The organism is Lentzea sp. NPDC006480 (assembly GCF_040611995.1).
Classification (GTDB): domain Bacteria; phylum Actinomycetota; class Actinomycetes; order Mycobacteriales; family Pseudonocardiaceae; genus Lentzea.
Map to the genome: position 1 here is coordinate 79,997 of NZ_JBEXPJ010000006.1, position 21,567 is coordinate 101,563.

31 protein-coding genes are annotated in these 21,567 nt (G+C 66.2%); 24 read left to right on the forward strand and 7 right to left on the reverse strand.

Features of this window, described 5'->3' with window-relative positions; translation table 11 throughout:
• Positions 1 to 60: 60 nt before the first annotated feature.
• On the forward strand, positions 61 to 3,957 hold the full coding sequence (locus ABZX92_RS04380) for a DNA-directed RNA polymerase subunit beta' (RefSeq protein WP_355553859.1): 3,897 nt from the start codon (positions 61 to 63) through the stop codon (positions 3,955 to 3,957).
• A 107-nt stretch (positions 3,958 to 4,064) separates the two neighbouring features.
• Here the strand turns inward: ABZX92_RS04380 and ABZX92_RS04385 are convergent, their stop codons facing one another.
• Positions 4,065 to 4,346, reverse strand: a complete 282-nt coding sequence (locus tag ABZX92_RS04385) for a DUF4287 domain-containing protein (RefSeq protein ID WP_355553862.1) — start codon at positions 4,344 to 4,346, stop codon at positions 4,065 to 4,067.
• Positions 4,347 to 4,454: 108 nt separating this feature from the next.
• Between ABZX92_RS04385 and ABZX92_RS04390 the strand changes: the two genes are divergently transcribed.
• Entirely contained in the window at positions 4,455 to 4,883 is a 429-nt protein-coding gene (locus ABZX92_RS04390) for a hypothetical protein (RefSeq protein WP_355553865.1), read from the forward strand.
• On the opposite strand, the gene ABZX92_RS04395 is transcribed toward ABZX92_RS04390, so the two are convergent.
• From ABZX92_RS04395 to ABZX92_RS04420, 6 genes are all read right to left on the reverse strand, one after another.
• On the reverse strand, positions 4,880 to 5,317 hold the full coding sequence (locus tag ABZX92_RS04395) for a hypothetical protein (protein ID WP_355553868.1): 438 nt from the start codon (positions 5,315 to 5,317) through the stop codon (positions 4,880 to 4,882). The two genes, ABZX92_RS04390 and ABZX92_RS04395, sit on opposite strands and share 4 nt — an antisense overlap.
• Entirely contained in the window at positions 5,314 to 5,760 is a 447-nt protein-coding gene (locus ABZX92_RS04400) for a hypothetical protein (RefSeq protein WP_355553871.1), read from the reverse strand. Before ABZX92_RS04400 ends, ABZX92_RS04395 begins: the two co-directional genes overlap by 4 nt.
• An 89-nt stretch (positions 5,761 to 5,849) precedes the next feature.
• Positions 5,850 to 6,161 (reverse strand): zf-TFIIB domain-containing protein, encoded by a 312-nt coding sequence (locus ABZX92_RS04405; protein ID WP_355553874.1) that lies wholly within the window; start codon positions 6,159 to 6,161, stop codon positions 5,850 to 5,852.
• 39 nt (positions 6,162 to 6,200) lie between these two features.
• On the reverse strand, positions 6,201 to 7,025 hold the full coding sequence (locus ABZX92_RS04410) for a phosphotransferase (RefSeq protein ID WP_355553877.1): 825 nt from the start codon (positions 7,023 to 7,025) through the stop codon (positions 6,201 to 6,203).
• Between the two features lie 66 nt (positions 7,026 to 7,091).
• Entirely contained in the window at positions 7,092 to 7,541 is a 450-nt protein-coding gene (locus ABZX92_RS04415; RefSeq protein WP_355553880.1) for a hypothetical protein, read from the reverse strand.
• Positions 7,538 to 7,864: a hypothetical protein gene (locus ABZX92_RS04420; protein WP_355553883.1), complete on the reverse strand. Its 327-nt coding sequence runs from the start codon at positions 7,862 to 7,864 to the stop codon at positions 7,538 to 7,540. The genes ABZX92_RS04415 and ABZX92_RS04420 overlap by 4 nt, the downstream gene beginning before the upstream one ends.
• 420 nt (positions 7,865 to 8,284) lie before the next feature.
• On the opposite strand from ABZX92_RS04420, the gene rpsL reads away from it, so the two are divergent.
• The 22 genes from rpsL to rplR all read left to right on the forward strand — a co-directional run bounded on the left by rpsL (position 8,285) and on the right by rplR (position 21,557).
• Positions 8,285 to 8,659, forward strand: a complete 375-nt coding sequence (gene rpsL / locus ABZX92_RS04425; protein WP_030473471.1) for a 30S ribosomal protein S12 — start codon at positions 8,285 to 8,287, stop codon at positions 8,657 to 8,659.
• Positions 8,659 to 9,129 carry a 30S ribosomal protein S7 gene (gene rpsG, locus ABZX92_RS04430; RefSeq protein ID WP_065915967.1) on the forward strand — a complete coding sequence of 157 codons (471 nt, stop codon included), beginning with the start codon at positions 8,659 to 8,661 and terminating at the stop codon, positions 9,127 to 9,129. The genes rpsL and rpsG overlap by 1 nt, the downstream gene beginning before the upstream one ends.
• A gap of 77 nt (positions 9,130 to 9,206) precedes the next feature.
• Entirely contained in the window at positions 9,207 to 11,309 is a 2,103-nt protein-coding gene (fusA, locus tag ABZX92_RS04435) for an elongation factor G (RefSeq protein ID WP_355553887.1), read from the forward strand.
• A gap of 146 nt (positions 11,310 to 11,455) precedes the next feature.
• On the forward strand, positions 11,456 to 12,649 hold the full coding sequence (tuf, locus tag ABZX92_RS04440) for an elongation factor Tu (RefSeq protein WP_045309805.1): 1,194 nt from the start codon (positions 11,456 to 11,458) through the stop codon (positions 12,647 to 12,649).
• 590 nt (positions 12,650 to 13,239) lie between these two features.
• Positions 13,240 to 13,545 (forward strand): 30S ribosomal protein S10, encoded by a 306-nt coding sequence (gene rpsJ / locus ABZX92_RS04445; RefSeq protein ID WP_003938093.1) that lies wholly within the window; start codon positions 13,240 to 13,242, stop codon positions 13,543 to 13,545.
• Positions 13,546 to 13,572: 27 nt separating this feature from the next.
• Positions 13,573 to 14,223 (forward strand): 50S ribosomal protein L3, encoded by a 651-nt coding sequence (rplC, locus tag ABZX92_RS04450; protein WP_089949042.1) that lies wholly within the window; start codon positions 13,573 to 13,575, stop codon positions 14,221 to 14,223.
• A complete protein-coding gene (rplD, locus tag ABZX92_RS04455; RefSeq protein ID WP_355553892.1) occupies positions 14,223 to 14,909 on the forward strand; it encodes a 50S ribosomal protein L4 in 687 nt (228 codons plus the stop codon). Before rplC ends, rplD begins: the two co-directional genes overlap by 1 nt.
• Positions 14,906 to 15,205, forward strand: coding sequence for a 50S ribosomal protein L23 (gene rplW / locus ABZX92_RS04460; RefSeq protein WP_045309807.1), 300 nt, complete (start codon positions 14,906 to 14,908; stop codon positions 15,203 to 15,205). Before rplD ends, rplW begins: the two co-directional genes overlap by 4 nt.
• Before the next feature lie 19 nt (positions 15,206 to 15,224).
• The gene (rplB, locus tag ABZX92_RS04465) at positions 15,225 to 16,058 is read left to right on the forward strand and encodes a 50S ribosomal protein L2 (RefSeq protein WP_030473464.1); all 834 of its coding nucleotides are present in this window, start codon (positions 15,225 to 15,227) and stop codon (positions 16,056 to 16,058) included.
• 18 nt (positions 16,059 to 16,076) lie between these two features.
• Entirely contained in the window at positions 16,077 to 16,358 is a 282-nt protein-coding gene (gene rpsS / locus ABZX92_RS04470; protein ID WP_015105260.1) for a 30S ribosomal protein S19, read from the forward strand.
• Positions 16,359 to 16,392: 34 nt separating this feature from the next.
• Positions 16,393 to 16,791 (forward strand): 50S ribosomal protein L22, encoded by a 399-nt coding sequence (gene rplV, locus ABZX92_RS04475; RefSeq protein WP_045309808.1) that lies wholly within the window; start codon positions 16,393 to 16,395, stop codon positions 16,789 to 16,791.
• The gene (rpsC, locus tag ABZX92_RS04480; RefSeq protein ID WP_112262345.1) at positions 16,791 to 17,627 is read left to right on the forward strand and encodes a 30S ribosomal protein S3; all 837 of its coding nucleotides are present in this window, start codon (positions 16,791 to 16,793) and stop codon (positions 17,625 to 17,627) included. Before rplV ends, rpsC begins: the two co-directional genes overlap by 1 nt.
• Before the next feature lie 3 nt (positions 17,628 to 17,630).
• Positions 17,631 to 18,050, forward strand: a complete 420-nt coding sequence (gene rplP / locus ABZX92_RS04485; RefSeq protein ID WP_030473461.1) for a 50S ribosomal protein L16 — start codon at positions 17,631 to 17,633, stop codon at positions 18,048 to 18,050.
• Positions 18,050 to 18,292, forward strand: a complete 243-nt coding sequence (rpmC, locus tag ABZX92_RS04490; RefSeq protein WP_319972325.1) for a 50S ribosomal protein L29 — start codon at positions 18,050 to 18,052, stop codon at positions 18,290 to 18,292. The genes rplP and rpmC overlap by 1 nt, the downstream gene beginning before the upstream one ends.
• Positions 18,289 to 18,570, forward strand: a complete 282-nt coding sequence (rpsQ, locus tag ABZX92_RS04495) for a 30S ribosomal protein S17 (protein WP_109628768.1) — start codon at positions 18,289 to 18,291, stop codon at positions 18,568 to 18,570. Before rpmC ends, rpsQ begins: the two co-directional genes overlap by 4 nt.
• A 71-nt stretch (positions 18,571 to 18,641) precedes the next feature.
• Positions 18,642 to 19,010 carry a 50S ribosomal protein L14 gene (gene rplN, locus ABZX92_RS04500; protein ID WP_030478306.1) on the forward strand — a complete coding sequence of 123 codons (369 nt, stop codon included), beginning with the start codon at positions 18,642 to 18,644 and terminating at the stop codon, positions 19,008 to 19,010.
• 2 nt (positions 19,011 to 19,012) lie between these two features.
• Complete coding sequence (rplX, locus tag ABZX92_RS04505; protein WP_355553899.1) at positions 19,013 to 19,327, forward strand: 50S ribosomal protein L24; 315 nt, start codon at positions 19,013 to 19,015, stop codon at positions 19,325 to 19,327.
• Positions 19,328 to 19,329: 2 nt separating this feature from the next.
• Positions 19,330 to 19,893 (forward strand): 50S ribosomal protein L5, encoded by a 564-nt coding sequence (gene rplE / locus ABZX92_RS04510; protein WP_089915278.1) that lies wholly within the window; start codon positions 19,330 to 19,332, stop codon positions 19,891 to 19,893.
• A gap of 4 nt (positions 19,894 to 19,897) precedes the next feature.
• The gene (locus tag ABZX92_RS04515) at positions 19,898 to 20,083 is read left to right on the forward strand and encodes a type Z 30S ribosomal protein S14 (RefSeq protein WP_030473455.1); all 186 of its coding nucleotides are present in this window, start codon (positions 19,898 to 19,900) and stop codon (positions 20,081 to 20,083) included.
• 120 nt (positions 20,084 to 20,203) lie between these two features.
• Entirely contained in the window at positions 20,204 to 20,602 is a 399-nt protein-coding gene (rpsH, locus tag ABZX92_RS04520; RefSeq protein WP_030473454.1) for a 30S ribosomal protein S8, read from the forward strand.
• A gap of 12 nt (positions 20,603 to 20,614) precedes the next feature.
• Complete coding sequence (gene rplF / locus ABZX92_RS04525) at positions 20,615 to 21,154, forward strand: 50S ribosomal protein L6 (RefSeq protein WP_045309814.1); 540 nt, start codon at positions 20,615 to 20,617, stop codon at positions 21,152 to 21,154.
• A gap of 1 nt (position 21,155) precedes the next feature.
• A complete protein-coding gene (gene rplR / locus ABZX92_RS04530) occupies positions 21,156 to 21,557 on the forward strand; it encodes a 50S ribosomal protein L18 (protein WP_355553903.1) in 402 nt (133 codons plus the stop codon).
• The last annotated feature ends 10 nt before the right edge of the window (positions 21,558 to 21,567 follow it).

Genomic DNA, 21,567 nt, shown 5'->3' on the forward strand with positions numbered 1-21,567 from the left:
CTCCTCCGGCCCTCCGACCAGCTCCTTTGCCACCGATCTAAAAAGGGGAAGAGAGTAGACGTGCTCGACGTCAACTTCTTCGATGAGCTCCGCATCGGTCTCGCGACCGCGGACGACATCCGCCAGTGGTCTTTTGGCGAGGTCAAGAAGCCCGAGACCATCAACTACCGCACGCTCAAGCCCGAGAAGGACGGCTTGTTCTGCGAGAAGATCTTCGGTCCCACCAGGGACTGGGAGTGCTACTGCGGCAAGTACAAGCGCGTTCGCTTCAAGGGCATCATCTGTGAGCGCTGCGGCGTCGAGGTGACCCGTGCGAAGGTGCGTCGTGAGCGCATGGGCCACATCGAGCTCGCCGCTCCGGTCACGCACATCTGGTACTTCAAGGGCGTTCCCAGCCGGTTGGGCTACCTGCTCGACCTGGCCCCCAAGGACCTCGAGAAGATCATCTACTTCGCCGCCTACGTCATCGTGGGCGTGAACGCCGAGCTGCGCCACAACGACCTGCCGACGCTCGAGAGCGAGATGCAGGTCGAGCGCAAGCGCGTCGAGAACCGCCGCGACGCCGACGTGGAGGCCCGCGCCCAGAAGCTCGAGGCCGACCTGGCCGAGCTCGAGGCCGAGGGTGCCAAGTCCGACGTGCGCCGCAAGGTCAAGGAGGGTGGCGAACGTGAGATGCGCCAGCTCCGCGACCGCGCCCAGCGCGAGCTGGACCGCCTCGACGAGATCTGGTCCACGTTCACCAAGCTCGAGCGCGCTCAGCTGATCGCGGACGAGCTGCTCTACCGCGAGCTGTACGACCGCTACGGCGACTACTTCACCGGTGCCATGGGCGCGGAGGCCATCCAGAAGCTGCTGGGTGACTACGACGTCGACGCCGAGGCCGACATCCTGCGCGAGACGATCCGCAGCGGTAAGGGCCAGAAGAAGCTGCGTGCGCTCAAGCGCCTCAAGGTCGTTGCCGCCTTCCAGGCGACCCGCAACAACCCGCAGGGCATGGTGCTGGACTGCGTCCCGGTCATCCCGCCGGACCTGCGCCCGATGGTGCAGCTCGACGGTGGCCGCTTCGCCACGTCCGACCTGAACGACCTGTACCGCCGCGTCATCAACCGCAACAACCGGTTGAAGCGACTGATCGACCTCGGCGCGCCCGAGATCATCGTCAACAACGAGAAGCGGATGCTGCAGGAGGCCGTTGACGCGCTGTTCGACAACGGCCGCCGCGGCCGCCCGGTCACCGGTCCCGGTAACCGCCCGCTGAAGTCGCTGTCCGACCTGCTGAAGGGCAAGCAGGGCCGGTTCCGCCAGAACCTGCTCGGCAAGCGCGTCGACTACTCCGGCCGTTCGGTCATCGTGGTCGGCCCGCAGCTCAAGCTGCACCAGTGCGGTCTGCCCAAGCAGATGGCCCTGGAGCTCTTCAAGCCGTTCGTGATGAAGCGGCTCGTGGACCTCAACCACGCGCAGAACATCAAGTCCGCCAAGCGGATGGTCGAGCGTGCGCGCCCGGCCGTGTGGGACGTGCTGGAAGAGGTCATCACCGAGCACCCGGTGCTGCTCAACCGCGCACCTACGCTGCACCGCCTCGGCATCCAGGCCTTCGAGCCCCAGCTGGTCGAGGGCAAGGCCATCCAGCTGCACCCGCTGGTCTGTGAGGCGTTCAACGCCGACTTCGACGGTGACCAGATGGCAGTCCACCTGCCGCTGTCCGCCGAGGCGCAGGCCGAGGCCCGCGTCCTGATGCTGTCGTCGAACAACATCCTCTCGCCGGCCTCCGGCAAGCCGCTGGCCATGCCGCGTCTGGACATGGTGACGGGTCTGTACCACCTGACCCGCCACAAGAAGGGCGACATCGGCGAGGGCCACTTCTACTCGTCGCCGGCCGAGGCGCTCATGGCGTTCGACCGCAAGGTCCTGGGCCTGCAGGCGATGGTGAAGATCCGCGTCTCCGACAAGAACCCGCCCAAGGGTGCGGAGCCGGAGGGCTGGGAGCCCGGTCAGCCGTGGCTCGCGGAGACCACGCTGGGTCGCGTGCTGTTCAACGAGATCCTGCCGCAGGACTACGCCTTCATCAACGAGGTCATGCCCAAGAAGCGGCAGGCCGTGATCATCAACGACCTCGCCGAGCGGTACCCGATGGTCACCGTCGCCCGGACGCTGGACAAGCTGAAGGACGCCGGTTTCCACTGGGCCACCCGTTCCGGTGTGACCGTCGCGATCTCGGACGTCCTCGTCCCCGCCGCGAAGCAGGACATCCTCGAGGAGCACGAGCGCCTCGCGGACGCGGTGGAGAAGCGCTACCAGCGCGGTCAGCTCTCCCACGAGGAGCGCAACTCCGAGCTGGTCAAGGTGTGGACCAAGGCCACCGAGCAGGTCCACGAGATCATGGAAGACAACTTCCCCGAGGACAACTCGATCCGCGTCATCGTGCAGTCCGGTGCGGCCGGCAACATGACGCAGGTCCGTTCGCTCGCGGGTATGCGTGGTCTCGTCACCAACCCGAAGGGTGAGTACATCCCGCGCCCGATCAAGAACTCGTTCCGCGAGGGCTTGTCGGTGCTGGAGTACTTCATCGCGACGCACGGTGCCCGTAAGGGTCTGGCCGACACCGCGCTGCGCACCGCCGACTCGGGTTACCTGACCCGTCGTCTGGTGGACGTCTCGCAGGACGTCATCATCCGCGAGGTCGACTGCGGCACCACCCGTGGTGTGCAGATGACCGTCGGCGAGCAGCTCGGCGACAAGGTCGGCCTGCACGAGTTCGCGCAGACGTCGGTCTACGCCCGCACGGTCGCGGACGACATCACGGACGCCCAGGGCAACCTGGTGCTGAACCGCGGTGACGACCTCGGCGACCCGGCACTGCAGTCGCTGGTCGACGCCGGCATTCTCCGCGTGAAGGTGCGTTCGGTGCTGACCTGCGAGTCGGCCGTCGGTGTGTGTGCGTCCTGCTACGGCCGCTCGATGGCGACCGGTCAGCTGGTCGACGTCGGCGAGGCCGTCGGCATCGTCGCCGCCCAGTCGATCGGTGAGCCCGGCACGCAGCTGACGATGCGCACGTTCCACCAGGGTGGTGTGGCCGGTGACGACATCACGACCGGTCTGCCGCGTGTCCAGGAGCTCTTCGAGGCTCGCGTCCCGAAGGGCAAGGCGCCGATCGCCGATGTGGACGGCCGCGTCCGCATCGAGGACGGCGACCGCTTCTGGAAGATCACGCTGATCCCGGACGACGGCTCCGAGGAGATCGTGTTCGAGAAGCTGTCCAAGCGTCAGCGTCTCGCCAACACGGCCACCGGCCCGCTGCAGGACGGCGACCACGTGCACGTCGGTCAGCAGCTGCTGGAAGGTACTCCGGACCCGCACGAGGTCCTGCGCGTCATGGGCCCGCGCGAGGCCCAGCTGCACCTGGTGCAGGAAGTGCAGAAGGTGTACCGCGCCCAGGGTGTGGCCATCCACGACAAGCACATCGAGGTCATCGTCCGGCAGATGCTGCGCCGGGTGACGATCATCGACTCGGGTGCCACGGAGTTCCTGCCCGGCTCGCTGGTCGAGCGGGCGGACTTCGAGTCCGGCAACCGCGCCGTCGTGGCCGAGGGTGGCGAGCCGGCCGCTGGTCGTCCGGTGCTGATGGGTATCACGAAGGCGTCGCTCGCGACCGACTCGTGGCTGTCCGCCGCGTCGTTCCAGGAGACGACTCGTGTGCTGACCGACGCCGCCATCAACGGGCGTTCGGACAAGCTCATCGGTCTGAAGGAGAACGTGATCATCGGTAAGTTGATCCCGGCTGGTACGGGTATCAACAGGTACCGGAACATCCAGGTTCAGCCGACTGAGGAGGCGCGTGCGGCTGCGTACGCGATTCCTTCCTACGACGACGGGTACTACACGCCCGACGTCTTCGGGACTGGAACTGGTGCCGCGGTGCCGTTGGACGACTACGACTTCGGGCGGGACTACCGCTAGGTCGCTTAGTTGACACAGGGCAGCCCCTGGGAGCTTCTGGCTTCCAGGGGCTGTTTCTGTTTGTCGTGTCCCCGGCTGCGTGGGGGCTCTGCCGGCAGCATCGCGCGTCAGCGGTTGGCTATGCCGTCCAGGCGGAGCGTTGTCGACTCGTCTCGGTGGCTGCCGTTGGTGCCCACGTGCTTCTCGCTGATCTGCGGGCCGTTCTTCAGCACGTGGTAGAGCGCCATGCCGTGGCCTCGGCCCAGGTCGTAGTCGGTCTTCAACCAGTCCAGGACCACGCCTGCCTTCGTGGTGGCGTCGTAGCCGCGTGCGGTGGCTGCTGCCAGCAGTTCGGCCGGGGTCTTGCCGGTCTTCTTCTCCGCGCCGTCGAGGTAGGCCTGGAAGGACATCGTGGTCTCCGTTCGTCGTGTCTGAACGAAGCCTAGACAACTATCTCTGTACTGACAAGAAAAATTGTCGGTGGAATCTGGTTGCGGGCGCCTGCTTCCATGAAGGGCATGGGGGAGCTGCGGTGGAGTGACGCGCGGGAGTGGATGGATCCCGAGTTTGGGAACGACGCGCCGTTGCACGACGGGTGTGTTGTCGGGGTGGTGCCTGGAGCTTGGCGGGCCGTCGCCGGGCTCGTGCGGGCTCAGGGGTGGGGGTTCCAGGAGCCTGAGGCCGGTGGGGGGACGTTCCACGTCTGGCCCGCCGAGGGGTTCATGGTCAACTTCTTCGATGCCGGCGACGAGGTTGTCTTCGACGTCGACACGCGGGAGTTGCAGGGGCAGGAGAGGGTCGACCTGCTGGCGGCGTTTCTGCGGGAACTGGGGCGGGCGTTCGGGTTGCCGGTCGCGTTGGCGCTTGAAGGGGTCGATCCGCTCAAGAGGGCGTATCTGCGCTACGAACCGGCTGGGGACGAGTTCGTGTTCGCTGCGAGTGCTTAGCGCCGGCGCGCTCGGGCCAGGGCCCTTGCTCGGATGACCAGGTCGTCCACCAGGTTCTCGTCGACCAGGGGTGGGATGCCGGACTCGTCGGTGCAGCAGCGGGGCTTGGTGCGCTTCTCGGACAGGCGGGGGCGGACTCCGGCCATCTCGTAGAGGGCTTCGTAGAGGTCCAGGCCCGGGTCGTCGTCGTGCGGGCCCACCAGGAGGACCCAGACGACGTCCGGGGACGGGAAGGCGACCACTACTCGGTCGGGACCGCGGAGGTGCTTCACGCACAGGCGGGGGAGAGGCTCTGGGCCCGTCACGCGGTACCCGAGCGCGGCGCAGCCCGAGTGGGCCAGTTCGTCCAGGAAGCGTTCGTAGGCCAGGCGGGCTCGGCCGCGCAGGCCGTTGGCCTGGGCGTTCGCTGTTTGGGTTTCTACTACCTGGATCAAGCTGAGCGGACCACGCGTCCCTTGCCGCTGCGCATCTCGGCCAGGGAGTTGGCGAGGTCGGGACGGTCCAGGAGGGACTGGTCGCTCAGGCGGCGGTGGACCTCGTCGATGAGGGCGCGGGTCTTGCCTGCGCGGCGGAGGTCGGAGACGAGGTGGAGGACCTCGTGCAGGCGCACGGTGTCGAGGAGCATGCGCGGTTCTTGGCTGTGGATGGCCAGTACGCCTTCGCGGGCCCAGGCCTTCACGGTCTTCTCGGTGAGGTCGAGGAGTTCGCCGGCCACCACCGGGCGGACGGGTGGGGCTTGGCGCAGGGTTTTGGCTACTACGCCGTCCAGCTTGTGGCGGCGTTCGTCGTCTTCTGCCAGGGATGACGCCACGGACTCAAGCTCTTCGATCGTTGCGAAGAGGTCTCGGATGTGGGCGGCCTCGGTCGCGACAGACATGGCTACTCCTCCCGTTGACTACCGATTATCCACCTGTTTTTCGGTAGTCGTCAACGGCCCCGGAGCAGGGATCCGGGGCCGTCGGCGGGTCAGGAGGAGAAGAAGAGGCCGGAGAGGCCGTGGTGCTTGCGGTGGCCGTAGCCGTAGCCGTGGTGGCCGCCGTGGTGGTGGTGGACCTGCTGCGGGGCGGCACCCCAGGCGGGCTGGACCGGCTGCGGGTAGGCGACGGGCGGAGGAGCCGGGGCCGCGGGCGGCGGCGTGTGCAGCTGGGCCTCGAGGCGCGTGATGGACTCGAGCTCGCCGTAGTCGAGGAAGACCCCGCGGCAGCCGTCGCACTGCTCGATGTGGACGCCCATGCGGTCGAACGTGCGCATGTTCGCATGACACTTGGGACACTGCATCGTGGTGAGCCTCCTGGGTGGGACCGGACAAATACGATATTAGCCGCGGTCGCCGTTGCCGTGCGTCGCGACGATCCGACGGCAGGCCTCGACCAGCGGTTCCACTGCTTGCAGACCGGTCACTAGTGCCCGCGCTGCCATTTGCACAACGTACGCCTGAGCCGGGATGTTGAGCGCTTCCCATTCCGATGTCGGCAGTGCCACACCTCCCGTTTCACGGTAGGCGTTCAGGAACCGGGCCCAAAGATCATCTGGGAGGATGCCCGCAGCGAACAAGGCCGCAGGTCGGGCCAGGTCCCAGACCGGATCGCCGACCCCCAGATCGTCCACGTCGATGAGCCGCCAGGCGCCCCGGTGCACGAGCTGTCCGAGGTGCCAGTCGCCGTGGATCAGGGCGCGCCCCGGCAGGTCCAGCGGAGGCAGGACCTGGAAGGCCTCCAAGACGACGTCGGCGTGCGGGAGGTCGGGCGGCAGGGCCTTGATGGCGCGCACGATCCGTTCCGGGGCACCGGCCACCGGACCCTGCACGGGCAACGCGTGCAGGCGTGCCAGCAGAGCCGCGCTCTCCTCCCACGGCGCCGCGTCGGGGTCCGCCTGGCTCACCGGCGTTCCGTACGGCCACACCGTCACGGGCCGGTCTTCCACGAACTGCAGAGGCTTCAACGGAGGCAGCATCAGCTCGGGATGCGCCGCCGCGATCTCCACCCGCTGCCGCAACGCCTCCACGTCGACGTCCGCGGGGTGCGCTTTCGCCACCACGTCGCCGACACGCACCACCACGACGTCACCGCGGTCGCCGCCGAGCACCTCGGGATCGGCGGAAGAGCCGGTCAGCGAGGCCATTGCCGCGATCAGATCGTCCACACGCACAAGTGAATCAGGTGCGTTGCAACGATCCCTTGCAGGCGCAGCAGAAGCCGATCAAGCAGCTCACTTGGTGATGCAGATCGTCTTCACGGGCTGCGAGTACGTTTTCGAGTCCTCGCCGGCGCACAGAAGGCGGTCCGACTTGCCGTCGACGACCTTGGTGACCTTGCGCGTCCCGGCCCCGCACGCCACGCGCTGGAAGTACTGGTTCGTCGCCTTGAGACAGTCGCCCTCGCGGACGTTCAGCACGTAGCAGTAGCGCGTCTTGCCGGTTTTGCGCGACCGGCCGGACGACTCGTCGAGGTAGTCCCCGGTCGGGCACATCGTCCGCTTCTCGCGCGACGACACCCGGTACACGGCCTGATCAGACGAGCAGTCGACCTCTTCCATGTTGACGCTCGTGTCGTTGACGTCGATCTGCCGGGCGCACTCACCGACGCCTGCTTGCTCGTGCCACCCGGAGCACCCGGACAGCGCCAGTGCGAGCGCGGCGACCAGAACGGTGATCTTCATGGTTTCCCCAGGCAGACAGTGGTGGCGGGCTCTGCGTAGAAGGTCGCGACCTCACCCGGAGCACAGCTCGTGCGAGTCCCGGTGACGACCTTGGTCACCTTCGACTCCGAGTAGGTGTCGCACCTGCTCTTCACGAGGTCGTCGAGCATCAGGCACAGAGTGTCGCCGACGCCGTCACGCAGTGGGCGGTAGCGCCCCTCCTGGCAGGTTCCCGGGTCCAGCGACCAGCCGGGCGAGTCCACGGTCAGCGCCACCTTGTAGGTCGAGTCGTCCTTCGAGCAGTCGGCGCGAGCGAGACCGACCGATTTCTTGGAGGTGAACACCGCGTAGCAGTCACCGACCGGGGAGCGCGCTTCCGTCCGCGGCAGACCGAAAAAGCTGTGAGTCCCGCCACGCACAGCGCCGTGAGCACGCACGGCGCGATCCACTGCCGCCACAACGCTTGTGCCTCCTGCTCGGGTGAACATGGTGGTGAGCATGTCTACTGCAGGTGCGCGTACGGCACCCCCGTTTTGACCCAGGTAGACGTGGGCGGGTATCTTTGCTACTCGTGCCCGACCCATGTCGGGCCGCTCCGCGTGCCCGTGAGGCAGCGGTGTCCTCCACTCGCAGTGGCAGTTGAACTGTTGCTTGCGGACCTTGGGAGCGGGCGACACGCCCGACCTCGGGTGCAGAGAGGGATCAAGAAACACGAGGGTGAACCGCGAGGGGATCCCGCAAAAGACGGAAGAAGCAGCCGGCGAATGCCAACGATCCAGCAGCTGGTCCGCAAGGGCCGCCAGGACAAGGTGGCCAAGCAGAAGACGGCGGCCCTCAAGGGTTCGCCGCAGCGGCGCGGTGTGTGCACCCGCGTTTACACCACCACCCCGAAGAAGCCGAACTCCGCACTGCGCAAGGTCGCTCGCGTGAAGCTGACCAGCGGTATCGAGGTCACGGCCTACATCCCCGGTGAGGGTCACAACCTCCAGGAGCACTCGATGGTGCTCGTGCGTGGCGGTCGTGTGAAGGACCTGCCGGGTGTTCGTTACAAGATCATCCGTGGCTCTCTCGACACGCAGGGTGTCAAGAACCGCAAGCAGGCTCGTAGCCGCTACGGCGCGAAGAAGGAGAAGAGCTAATGCCCCGCAAGGGACCGGCCCCGAAGCGGCCGCTTATCTCTGACCCGGTGTACAGCTCGCCGCTCGTGACCCAGCTCATCAACAAGGTGCTGGTCGACGGTAAGCGCTCCGTGGCCGAGAAGATCGTCTACGAAGCCCTCGAAGGTGCTCGCGAGAAGACTGGTACCGACCCGGTCGTCACGCTGAAGCGCGCGCTCGACAACGTGAAGCCGGCTCTCGAGGTCAAGAGCCGCCGCGTCGGTGGTGCGACCTACCAGGTCCCCGTCGAGGTCAAGCCCGGCCGCTCCACCACGCTGGCGCTGCGCTGGCTGATCACCTTCTCCCGGCAGCGCCGTGAGAAGACCATGGTCGAGCGTCTGATGAACGAGCTGCTCGATGCGAGCAACGGTCTCGGTGCGAGCGTCAAGCGCCGTGAGGACACGCACAAGATGGCCGAGTCCAACAAGGCCTTCGCCCACTACCGCTGGTGATGTGACGCCCGGCTTCACCAGGAGCCGGGCTCTCCCAGCCCTAGTGAGCTCACAAGCTCAAGACAGGGGAAAGACCCGTGGCACAGGACGTGCTCACTGATCTCTCCATGGTCCGCAACATCGGGATCATGGCGCACATCGACGCGGGCAAGACCACGACGACGGAGCGGATCCTCTTCTACACGGGGATCAGCTACAAGATCGGCGAGGTGCACGACGGCGCTGCCGTGATGGACTGGATGGAGCAGGAGCAGGAGCGCGGCATCACGATCACGTCGGCCGCGACGACCTGCTACTGGAAGAACCACCAGATCAACCTGATCGACACGCCCGGCCACGTCGACTTCACCGTCGAGGTCGAGCGCAACCTGCGCGTCCTCGACGGCGCTGTTGCCGTCTTCGACGGCAAGGAAGGCGTCGAGCCGCAGTCCGAGCAGGTCTGGCGGCAGGCGACCAAGTACGACGTCCCGCGCATCTGCTTCGTCAACAAGATGGACAAGCTCGGCGCGGACTTCTACTTCACCATCAAGACGATCCAGGACCGCCTCGGCGCCAAGCCGCTGCCGCTCCAGATCCCGATCGGTGCCGAGAGCGACTTCATCGGCGTCGTCGACCTCATCGAGATGCGTGCTCTCACGTGGCGCGGCGAGGTCCAGAAGGGTGAGGACTACGCGATCGAGGAGATCCCCGCGGATCTCGTCGAGCGCGCGCAGGAGTTCCGCGAGCAGCTTCTCGAGGCCGTTGCCGAGACCGACGACGACCTGACCGAGAAGTACTTCGAGCAGGGCGACCTGTCGGTCGAGGAGATCAAGGCCGGCCTCCGCAAGATCGTCGCCGCGGGTTCCGCGTACCCGATCCTGTGTGGCTCCGCGTTCAAGAACAAGGGCGTCCAGCCCATGCTCGACGCGGTCATCGACTACCTGCCGTCGCCGCTCGACCTCCCGCCGGTCGAGGGCACGCTGCAGGACGGCGAGACCATCGTCAAGCGCAGCCCGTCCACGGACGAGCCGTTCTCGGCGCTGGCGTTCAAGATCGCCGTGCACCCGTTCTTCGGCAAGCTGACCTACATCCGGGTCTACTCGGGCAAGGTCGCCGCGGGCACCCAGGTCGTCAACGCGACCAAGGACCGCAAGGAGCGCATCGGGAAGATCTTCCAGATGCACGCCAACAAGGAGAACCCGGTCACCGAGGCCATCGCGGGTCACATCTACGCCGTGATCGGTCTGAAGGACACCACGACCGGTGAGACCCTGTGCGACCCGCAGCACCCCATCGTGCTCGAGTCGATGACCTTCCCCGAGCCCGTCATCCAGGTGGCCATCGAGCCCAAGACGAAGGCGGACCAGGAGAAGCTCGGCACCGCGATCCAGAAGCTGGCCGAGGAGGACCCGACGTTCCGGGTCAACCTCGACCAGGAGACGGGCCAGACCATCATCGCCGGCATGGGCGAGCTCCACCTGGACATCCTGGTGGACCGCATGCGCCGCGAGTTCAAGGTCGAGGCCAACATCGGCAAGCCTCAGGTGGCGTACCGGGAGACCATCCGCAAGGCGGTGGAGAAGTACTCCTACACCCACAAGAAGCAGACCGGTGGCTCCGGCCAGTTCGCGAAGGTGCTCGTCACCGTCGAGCCGCTGGAGAAGAAGGAAGACGGCGCGCTCTACGAGTTCGTCAACGCCGTCACCGGTGGCCGCATCCCGCGTGAGTACATCCCGTCGGTCGACGCGGGTGCACAGGACGCGCTGCAGTACGGCGTGCTGGCGGGCTACCCGCTGGTCGGCGTGAAGGTGACGCTGCTCGACGGCGCCTACCACGAGGTCGACTCCTCGGAAATGGCGTTCAAGATCGCTGGTTCGATGGCCCTCAAGGAAGCCGCCCGTCAGGCGTCTCCCGCGATCCTCGAACCGCTCATGGCCGTCGAGGTCACGACGCCCGAGGAGTACATGGGCGACGTGATCGGCGACCTGAACTCCCGCCGTGGCCAGATCCAGGCCATGGAGGAGCGCAGCGGCATCCGTGTCGTCAAGGCACTGGTTCCGCTGTCGGAAATGTTCGGGTACGTGGGTGACCTGCGGTCCAAGACCCAGGGTCGTGCCAACTACTCGATGGTGTTCGACTCCTACGCAGAGGTTCCCGCGAACGTCTCGAAGGAGATCATCGCGAAGGCGACTGGGGAATAACCCCACACCGGAGCACCGCAGTTCCACCGCGGGCTCTCCGGGGGCGAATCCCTGGGGTCCGCATTTTCCGACCCTGACGTGTAGTCCGGCGGGTGGCCACAGATGCCCGCCGGACCAGCAAAAAAGAAGTCCAGGAGGACAATCCAGTGGCCAAGGCGAAGTTCGAGCGGACGAAGCCGCACGTCAACATCGGCACCATCGGTCACATCGACCATGGCAAGACCACGCTGACCGCGGCGATCTCCAAGGTTCTGCACGACGCGTACCCCGATGTGAACGCTTCGTTCGCGTTCGACCAGATCGACAAGGCGCCGGAAGAGAAGCAGCGCGGTATCACGATCTCGATCGCTCACATCGAGTACCAGACCGAGAACCGTCACTACGCGCACGTTGACTGCCCCGGTCACGCCGACTACATCAAGAACATGATCACCGGTGCGGCGCAGATGGACGGCGCCATCCTGGTGGTCGCGGCGACCGACGGTCCGATGCCGCAGACGAAGGAGCACGTCCTCCTGGCCCGCCAGGTCGGCGTCCCCTACATCGTCGTCGCCCTGAACAAGGCCGACATGGTGGACGACGAGGAGATCCTGGAGCTCGTCGAGCTCGAGGTCCGCGAGCTGCTCTCCGAGTACGAGTTCCCGGGCGACGACCTGCCGGTCGTGCGCGTTTCGGCGCTGAAGGCGCTGGAGGGCGACGAGACCTGGGGCAAGTCCGTTCTCGAGCTCATGGCCGCCGTTGACTCGGCGATCCCGGAGCCGGAGCGCGACACCGAGAAGCCGTTCCTCATGCCCGTCGAGGACGTCTTCACGATCACCGGCCGCGGCACCGTGGTGACCGGTCGTATCGAGCGCGGCATCATCAACGTGAACTCCGAGATCGAGATCGTCGGAATCAAGGAGACGTCGAAGAAGACGACGGTCACCTCGATCGAGATGTTCAAGAAGTTCCTCGACGAGGGTCGCGCCGGTGACAACGCCGCTCTGCTGCTCCGCGGCATCAAGCGCGAGGAGGTGGAGCGCGGCATGGTCATCGTGAAGCCGGGCACCACGACCCCGCACACCGAGTTCGAGGCTCAGGTCTACATCCTGTCGAAGGACGAGGGTGGCCGCCACACGCCGTTCTTCAACAACTACCGTCCGCAGTTCTACTTCCGCACGACGGACGTGACCGGCGTTGTGACGCTGCCCGAGGGCACCGAGATGGTCATGCCCGGTGACACCACCGGTATGACGGTCAAGCTGATCCAGCCGATCGCCATGGACGAGGGCCTGCGCTTCGCGATCCGCGAGGGTGGCCGCACCGTCGGCGCCGGCTCGGTCACCAAGATCATCAAGTGACCCAGCTGTAGCCAGTAGTACGTCGTAAGGCCGGGCCAACTCCTGGAGTTGGCCCGGCCTTCGTCGTTGCAGGACCCGATGTGTGCGTCAGCTCACGTCACCACCGCGCCGGGTGGGCGCGGGCAGGTTCGTCGCTCCGATTCCGTTGCCGGACAATGGAACCGTCGCGGCCGTCGCTCCACACGCGACGGACAGGGCGGTTCACCGGCAAGATCCGGACGTGATCTGCCTCCAACTCACCCACCCCGATTTGGATCGCCTCACGCCCGTGTGGCATCCTTTACGGGTTGCTCGACGAAGGCCGGGTCGCATCCGTGCGTGCCCGATCCCTTCGACCGAGCGTCCGCGCCCTGTTAGTGAACGCCTCCTTGCGGAGATGGGCATCAGGGTGCATGGGCTGTGGTAGGCCCAATCCCACCGGGGAGACCTTGAGTGGGACCGGTATGCGCACCGGGCGCGACACGCCCGACCGCGTGGACCGGGCACCATGACACTTCAACAGGGGCGGAGCGCGCCAAGAGGCTGTAACAGGCCTCATCCGAGGCACCGCACCGCAGCGGTTACGAGAAGCAGAGGAACGGCAAGCCATCATGGCGGGACAAAAGATCCGCATCCGGCTCAAGGCCTACGACCACGAAGCGATCGACGCGTCTGCGCGCAAGATCGTGGAGACCGTGACGCGCACCGGCGCTCGGGTCGTCGGGCCTGTGCCGCTGCCCACTGAGAAGAACGTGTACTGCGTCATCCGCTCGCCGCACAAGTACAAGGACTCGCGCGAGCACTTCGAGATGCGCACGCACAAGCGGCTGATCGACATCCTCGACCCGACGCCGAAGACGGTTGACGCGCTCATGCGCATCGACCTGCCGGCCAGCGTCGACGTCAACATCCAGTAAGCGTTGGGCGCGGAGAGTAACGGACCAATGTCTGACAGGCAGATGAAGGGCATCCTGGGCACCAAGCTCGGCATGACTCAGGTCTTCGACGAGAACAACCGGGTTGTCCCGGTGACCGTCGTCAGGGCTGAGCCCAATGTCGTGACCCAGGTTCGCACCGAAGAGAAGGACGGCTACACCGCCGTCCAGCTGGCGGCCGGCGCGATTGACCCGCGCAAGGTCAACAAGCCCGTCGCGGGCCACTTCGCCAAGGCCGGGGTCACGCCCCGTCGCCACCTGGTGGAGCTGCGCACGGCGGACGCCGGCGAGTACACGGTCGGCCAGGAGATCACCGCTGAGGTGTTCGAGGCCGGCGCTGTTGTCGACATCACCGGCACCAGCAAGGGCAAGGGCACCGCGGGTGTCATGAAGCGCCACAACTTCCGGGGCCTCGGCTCCAGCCACGGCACCCAGCGCAAGCACCGCTCGCCGGGTTCCATCGGTGGCTGCGCCACCCCGGGTCGCGTCTTCAAGGGTCTGCGCATGGCCGGCCGCATGGGCCACGTGCGCGTCACGACCCAGAACCTGAAGGTGCACAAGATCGATGCCGAGAACGGCCTGCTGCTCATCAAGGGCGCTGTTCCCGGCCCCAAGGGTGGTCTGGTGTTCGTCCGGACTGCCGCGAAGGGTGGTGCCTGATGTCGACTGTTGAGATCCGCACCCCGGACGGCAAGTCCGCCGGCACGGTCGAGCTCCCCTCGGCTGTCTTCGACGCGCAGGCCAACGTCGCGCTGCTGCACCAGGTCGTCGTCGGCCAGCAGGCCGCCGCGCGCCAGGGCACGCACGCCACGAAGACCCGCGGCGAGGTGTCCGGTGGTGGCAAGAAGCCGTACCGCCAGAAGGGCACCGGTCGCGCCCGCCAGGGTTCGACGCGTGCGCCGCAGTTCGCCGGCGGTGGCGTCGTCCACGGCCCGCAGCCGCGTGACTACACCCAGCGGACGCCCAAGAAGATGAAGGCCGCCGCTCTGCGTGGCGCCCTCTCCGACCGGGCCCGCGCCAACCAGGTGCACGTCGTGTCCGGCCTGGTGGACGGGGACACCCCGTCGACCAAGACGGCGCGCAAGGTCCTGGAGTCGGTCACCCAGGCTCGTCGCGTTCTCGTGGTGCTCAACCGCACCGACGAGGTCGCGTGGGTCAGCGTGCGGAACCTCCCGCACGTGCACGTGATCGCGCCCGACCAGCTCAACACCTACGACGTGCTCGTCAACGACGACGTGGTGTTCACCAAGGACTCGCTCGACGTGTTCCTCGCCAGCAAGGCCCAGCAGGGTCGCGGCTCGGCTGAGGCCACGGCGGTCGCGGTGGACGAGGAGGCTTCCAAGTGATCCCCGACCACAGGGACATCTTGCTCGCGCCGGTGATCTCCGAGAAGTCCTACGGGCTTCTCGAGGAGAACAAGTACACCTTCTTGGTGGCGCCGGGTTCGAACAAGACCCAGATCAAGATTGCCGTGGAGAAGGTCTTCGGCGTCAAGGTCGTCAGCGTCAACACCATCAACCGCCAGGGCAAGCGCAAGCGGACCAAGAGCGGTTTCGGCAAGCGCAAGGACACGAAGCGCGCGATCGTCACGTTGTCGGCTGACAGCAAGGCGATCGAGATCTTCGGCGGCCCTGCCGCCTGATGACGAGGACTGCGTAGAGATGGGCATTCGCAAGTACAAGCCGACGACTCCCGGTCGTCGCGGTGCGAGCGTCTCCGACTTCGCCGAGATCACTCGGTCGACGCCGGAGAAGTCGCTGATCCGCCCGCTGCACAAGCTGGGTGGCCGCAACGCTTCGGGCAAGATCACCACGCGGCACAAGGGTGGCGGTCACAAGCGGGCATACCGCCTGATCGACTTCCGTCGCCACGACAAGGACGGCGTGCCGGCCAAGGTCGCTCACATCGAGTACGACCCGAACCGCACCGCGCGCATCGCGCTGCTGCACTACGCGGACGGCGAGAAGCGCTACATCATCGCCCCGGAGAAGCTCAAGCAGGGTGACACGGTTGAGAACGGCCCCAAGGCCGACATCAAGCCGGGTAACAACCTGCCGCTGCGCAACATCCCGGTCGGTTCCGTGATTCACGCGATCGAGCTCCGCCCCGGTGGCGGCGCGAAGATCGCTCGCTCTGCGGGCGCCTCGGTGCAGCTCGTGGCGAAGGACGGCCCGTACGCCCAGCTGCGGATGCCTTCGGGCGAGATCCGCAACGTGGACGTGCGCTGCCGCGCCACGCTCGGCGAGGTCGGCAACAAGGAGCACCAGAACATCAACTGGGGCAAGGCCGGCCGCATGCGGTGGAAGGGCAAGAAGCCCACCGTCCGCGGTGTCGCCATGAACCCGGTTGACCACCCGCACGGTGGTGGTGAGGGCAAGACCTCCGGTGGTCGCCACCCGGTCAACCCGGCTGGTAAGCCCGAGGGTCGTACTCGCCGCCGCAAGCCAAGCGACAAGCTCATCGTCCGGCGTCGTCGCACCGGTAAGAAGCGCTGAGCAGGGAGGGAGTGAAGGATGCCTCGCAGCCTTAAGAAAGGCCCCTTCGTGGACGACCACCTGCTCAAGAAGGTGGACGTTCTCAACGAGTCGGGCAAGAAGACCGTCATCAAGACGTGGTCCCGCCGGTCCACGATCATCCCGGACATGCTGGGCCACACCATCGCGGTGCACGACGGCCGTAAGCACGTCCCGGTGTTCGTGACCGAGGCCATGGTCGGGCACAAGTTGGGCGAGTTCGCCCCGACCCGCACCTTCAAGGGCCACATCAAGGACGACCGGAAGTCTCGTCGCCGCTAGGCGTCGAACTGAGAAGAGCAAGGGAAAAGCAGCGATGAACGCCCGTAAGGACGCTGAGGCGCCGGAGTTTCCGCGCGCCGTGGCTCGGGCTCGTTACGTTCGCGACACCCCCATGAAGGTGCGTCGCGTCATCGAGCTCATCAAGGGTCGTAACGCCAGCGAGGCCCTGGCCGTGCTCCAGTTCGCGCCCCAGGCCGCCTCTGAGCCGGTCGCGAAGGTGCTCGCCAGCGCCATGGCCAACGCCGAGAACAACATGTCCCTTGACCCCGACACCCTCTGGGTTGCCGTGGCCTACGTGGACGAGGGTCCGACCCTCAAGCGCTTCCGCCCGCGTGCCCAGGGCCGCGCGTACCGGATCCGCAAGCGGACGAGCCACATCACCATCGAGGTGGAGTCTCGTCCGAAGAAGACCAGCGCGAAGGGAACCCGGTAGTGGGCCAGAAGATCAACCCGCACGGCTTCCGGCTGGGGATCACCACCGACTGGAAGTCCCGCTGGTACGCCGACAAGCAGTACGCCGAGTACGTGGCCGAGGACGTCAAGATCCGTCGGCTGCTCTCGCGTGGCATGGAGCGTGCCGGCATCTCCAAGGTGGAGATCGAGCGCACCCGTGACCGGGTTCGCGTCGACATCCACACCGCCCGGCCGGGCATCGTCATCGGCCGTCGCGGTGCCGAGGCGGACCGCATCCGCGGTGAGCTGGAGAAGCTCACCAAGAAGCAGGTCCAGCTGAACATCCTCGAGGTCAAGAGCCCCGAGTCGGACGCGCAGCTCGTGGCACAGGGTGTCGCCGAGCAGCTGTCCAACCGCGTCGCCTTCCGGCGCGCGATGCGCAAGGCCATTCAGTCGGCCATGCGTTCGCCGCAGGTCAAGGGCATCCGCGTGCAGTGCGGCGGTCGCCTCGGCGGCGCCGAGATGTCCCGCTCGGAGCACTACCGCGACGGCCGCGTGCCGCTGCACACGCTCCGCGCCAACATCGACTACGGCTTCTTCGAGGCCCGCACCACGTTCGGCCGTATCGGCGTGAAGGTGTGGATCTACAAGGGCGACATCGTCGGTGGCATCTCCGCCAAGCGCGCGCTCGACGCGGCTGCGCCTTCACAGGCCGACCGCGCCCCGCGCCGCGACCGTGGCGAGCGTCCGAACCGGGCCCGTCGTTCCGGTGCCAGTGGCACCACCGCGACGAGCACCGAGGCCGGTCGTGCCGCAGCTGACGCCAACGCCGCGTCTGCTGAGGCCCCGGCCGCAGCAGAGAAGACGGAGAGCTGAGCCATGCTCATCCCTCGTAGGGTCAAGCACCGCAAGCAGCACCACCCGAAGCGGTCGGGTGCTGCCAAGGGCGGCACGAAGGTCACCTTCGGTGAGTACGGCATCCAGGCTCTCGAGCCCGCCTACGTCACCAACAGGCAGATCGAGTCCGCTCGTATCGCCATCACGCGCCACATCCGCCGTGGCGGCAAGGTCTGGATCAACATCTTCCCGGACCGTCCGCTCACGAAGAAGCCGGCCGAGACCCGCATGGGTTCCGGTAAGGGTTCGCCGGAGTGGTGGGTGGCCAACGTCAAGCCGGGTCGCGTCCTCTTCGAGATGGCCTTCCCGAACGAGCAGGTCGCTCGCGAGGCGCTCCGCCGCGCGATCCACAAGCTCCCGATGAAGTGCCGCATCGTTACGCGTGAGGGTGGTGAGTTCTGATGGCAGCGGGTACCACCGCTTCCGAGCTGCGTGAGCTCACCGAGGAAGAGCTCGTGCTGCGTCTGAAGGAATCGAAGGAAGAGCTCTTCAACCTTCGCTTCCAGATGGCCACGGGCCAGCTCGACAACAACCGGCGGCTGCGCACGGTCCGGCACGAGATTGCCCGGATCTACACCGTGATGCGGGAGCGGGAGCTTGGTCTCTCCGTTTCGCCGGAATCCACTGGTGAGGGTGCGGCATGACCGAAAGCAACGAAGTCCAGACCGAGAAGCGCAACGACCGCAAGGTCCGCGAGGGCCTCGTCGTGTCCGACAAGATGGACAAGACGATCGTGGTTGCGCTGGAAGACCGCAAGAAGCACCCGCGTTACTCCAAGGTCATGCGCTCCACCACCAAGGTGAAGGCGCACGACGAGGAGAACACGGCGGGCGTGGGCGACCGCGTCCTGCTGATGGAGACCCGACCGCTGTCGGCCACCAAGCGCTGGCGGCTCGTCGAGGTCCTCGAAAAGGCCAAGTAAGCCCTTTCTAGACAGACCGAGCCCGTCGGGTCGGAAATCCGGCGGGCCAGGAATGGTCAAGGAGCAAGTAAGTGATTCAGCAGGAGTCGCGGCTTCGTGTCGCCGACAACACCGGTGCGAAGGAAATCCTTTGCATCCGTGTTCTCGGTGGATCCGGCCGCCGCTACGCGGGCATCGGCGACATCATCGTCGCGACCGTCAAGGACGCGATCCCCGGTGCCGGCGTGAAGAAGGGTGACGTCGTCAAGGCCGTCATCGTCCGCACCGTCAAGGAGCGCCGTCGTCCGGATGGCTCGTACATCCGCTTCGACGAGAACGCCGCCGTGCTCATCAAGAACGACAACGAGCCCCGCGGTACCCGCATCTTCGGCCCGGTCGGGCGCGAGCTGCGCGACAAGAAGTTCATGAAGATCATCTCGCTGGCACCGGAGGTGCTCTGACCATGAAGGTGAAGAAGGGCGACACGGTCGTCGTTATCGCCGGCAAGGACAAGGGCGCCAAGGGCAAGGTCATCATGGCCTACCCTGAGGTCGGCAAGGTCCTGGTCGAGGGCGTCAACCGGATCAAGAAGCACACCAAGATCACGCAGACCCAGCGGGGCGCGCAGTCTGGTGGCATCGTGACCCAGGAAGCCCCGATCAACGTCTCCAACGTGATGGTGGTCGACTCGGACGGCAAGCCGACCCGTGTTGGTTACCGGACGAACGACGAGGGCAAGCGGGTCCGCATTTCCCGTCGTAACGGGAAGGACATCTGATCATGACCACCGCAGAGAAGATCATCCCGCGGCTCAAGACGCGCTACCGCGACGAGGTCAAGGGTGAGCTGCAGAAGCAGTTCTCCTTCGCCAACGTCATGCAGATCCCGGGCGTCGTCAAGGTCGTCGTCAACATGGGTGTCGGCGACGCCGCCCGTGACGGCAAGCTGATCGAGGGTGCCGTCAGGGACCTCTCGATCATCACCGGCCAGCGTCCCGAGGTTCGCCGGGCCCGCAAGTCCATCGCGCAGTTCAAGCTGCGCGAGGGCATGCCGATCGGTGCGCGCGTCACGCTGCGCGGCGACCGCATGTGGGAGTTCCTCGACCGTCTGCTGACGATCGCGCTGCCCCGTATCCGCGACTTCCGCGGCCTCTCGGGCAAGCAGTTCGACGGCAACGGCAACTACACGTTCGGTCTGAACGAGCAGTCGATGTTCCACGAGATCGACCCGGACGCAATCGACCGGCCTCGCGGCATGGACATCACCGTCGTCACCACCGCCACGAACGACGAGGAGGGCCGGGCGCTGCTGAAGCACCTGGGCTTCCCGTTCAAGGAGAACTGAGTCGATGGCCAAGAAGGCGTTGATCAACAAGGCCGCGAAGAAGCCGAAGTTCAAGGTCCGGGGTTACACCCGGTGCCAGCGTTGCGGCCGCCCCCACGCGGTGTTCCGCAAGTTCGGCCTCTGCCGGATCTGCCTGCGCGAGATGGCTCACCGCGGTGAGCTGCCTGGCGTGAGCAAGTCCAGCTGGTAATTCAAAGCTCCATTACTTCGCTGTAGGCCCGCACACGACCGTCCAGTCCCTCTCCTTCGGGGGAGGGCTGGTCTGGACCCTGAGCGGCGAACCGCAGCGAGAAAGGTTGACCAGGTCACCATGACGATGACCGACCCGATCGCAGACATGCTCACTCGTCTGCGCAACGCGAACTCGGCTTACCACGACAAGGTCGTGATGCCGCACTCGAAGCTGAAGGCCAACATCGCCGAGATCCTCAAGCGCGAGGGCTACATCGCCTCGTACCGCGACGAGGAGGGCGAGGTCGCGAAGAACCTCGTCGTCGAGCTGAAGTACGGCCCGAACCGGGAGCGCAGCATCGCCGGCCTCCGCCGCGTGTCGAAGCCCGGTCTGCGCGTGTACGCGAAGTCCACCGGCCTGCCCCGAGTTCTCGGTGGCCTCGGCGTGGCGATCATTTCGACCTCTGGCGGTCTCATGACCGACCGTCAGGCCAACAAGGCAGGCGTGGGCGGAGAAGTCCTCGCCTACGTTTGGTAAGGGGGAGTAGACATGTCGCGCATCGGAAAGCAGCCGATCATTGTCCCCTCCGGGGTCGACGTGAACATCGCCGGCCAGGACGTGAGCATCAAGGGCCCCAAGGGCCTGCTGACGCTCACGCTCGCTGAGCCGATCATCGTCGAGAAGGCCGAAGACGGCACTCTCGAGGTCAAGCGCCCGAACGACGAGCGCCGCAACCGCGCGCTCCACGGCCTGTCGCGCACGCTCGTGCACAACATGGTCGTCGGGGTGACCCAGGGCTACGAAAAGAAGATGGAAATCCACGGCGTCGGTTACCGCGTCGCGCTCAAGGGCTCTGAGCTCGAGTTCGCGCTCGGTTACTCGCACCCCGTCAAGGTGGAGGCCCCCGCGGGCATCACCTTCGCGGTCGAGACCCCGACCCGGTTCTCCGTCTCGGGTATCGACAAGCAGCTGGTCGGTGAGGTCGCCGCCAACATCCGCAAGCTGCGCAAGCCCGACCCGTACAAGGGCAAGGGCGTCCGCTACTCGGGCGAGAAGATCCGTCGCAAGGTCGGAAAGACGGGTAAGTGACATGAGCGAGTCGACTGTTACGAAGCGCAAGCCGGTGGGCAAGGACATCTCCACCAGGCGTCGTGTTGCCAAGGCCCGTCGCCACTTCCGCCTTCGCAAGAAGGTCAGCGGCACCGCCGAGCGTCCGCGCCTGGTCGTGCACCGGTCGTCGAAGCACATCACCGTGCAGATCATCGACGATCTGAAGGGCCACACGGTCGCGTCCGCGTCCTCCATGGAGGCCGACGTCCGCACCATGGACGGCGACAAGAAGGCCCGTGCGGCCAAGGTCGGCCAGCTGGCCGCGGCCCGCGCCAAGGACGCCGGTGTCTCGGCGGTCGTGTTCGACCGCGGTGGCAACGCGTACCACGGCCGGATCGCTGCTCTGGCGGATGCCGCTCGCGAGGCGGGGCTGGAGTTCTGACAATGATCAT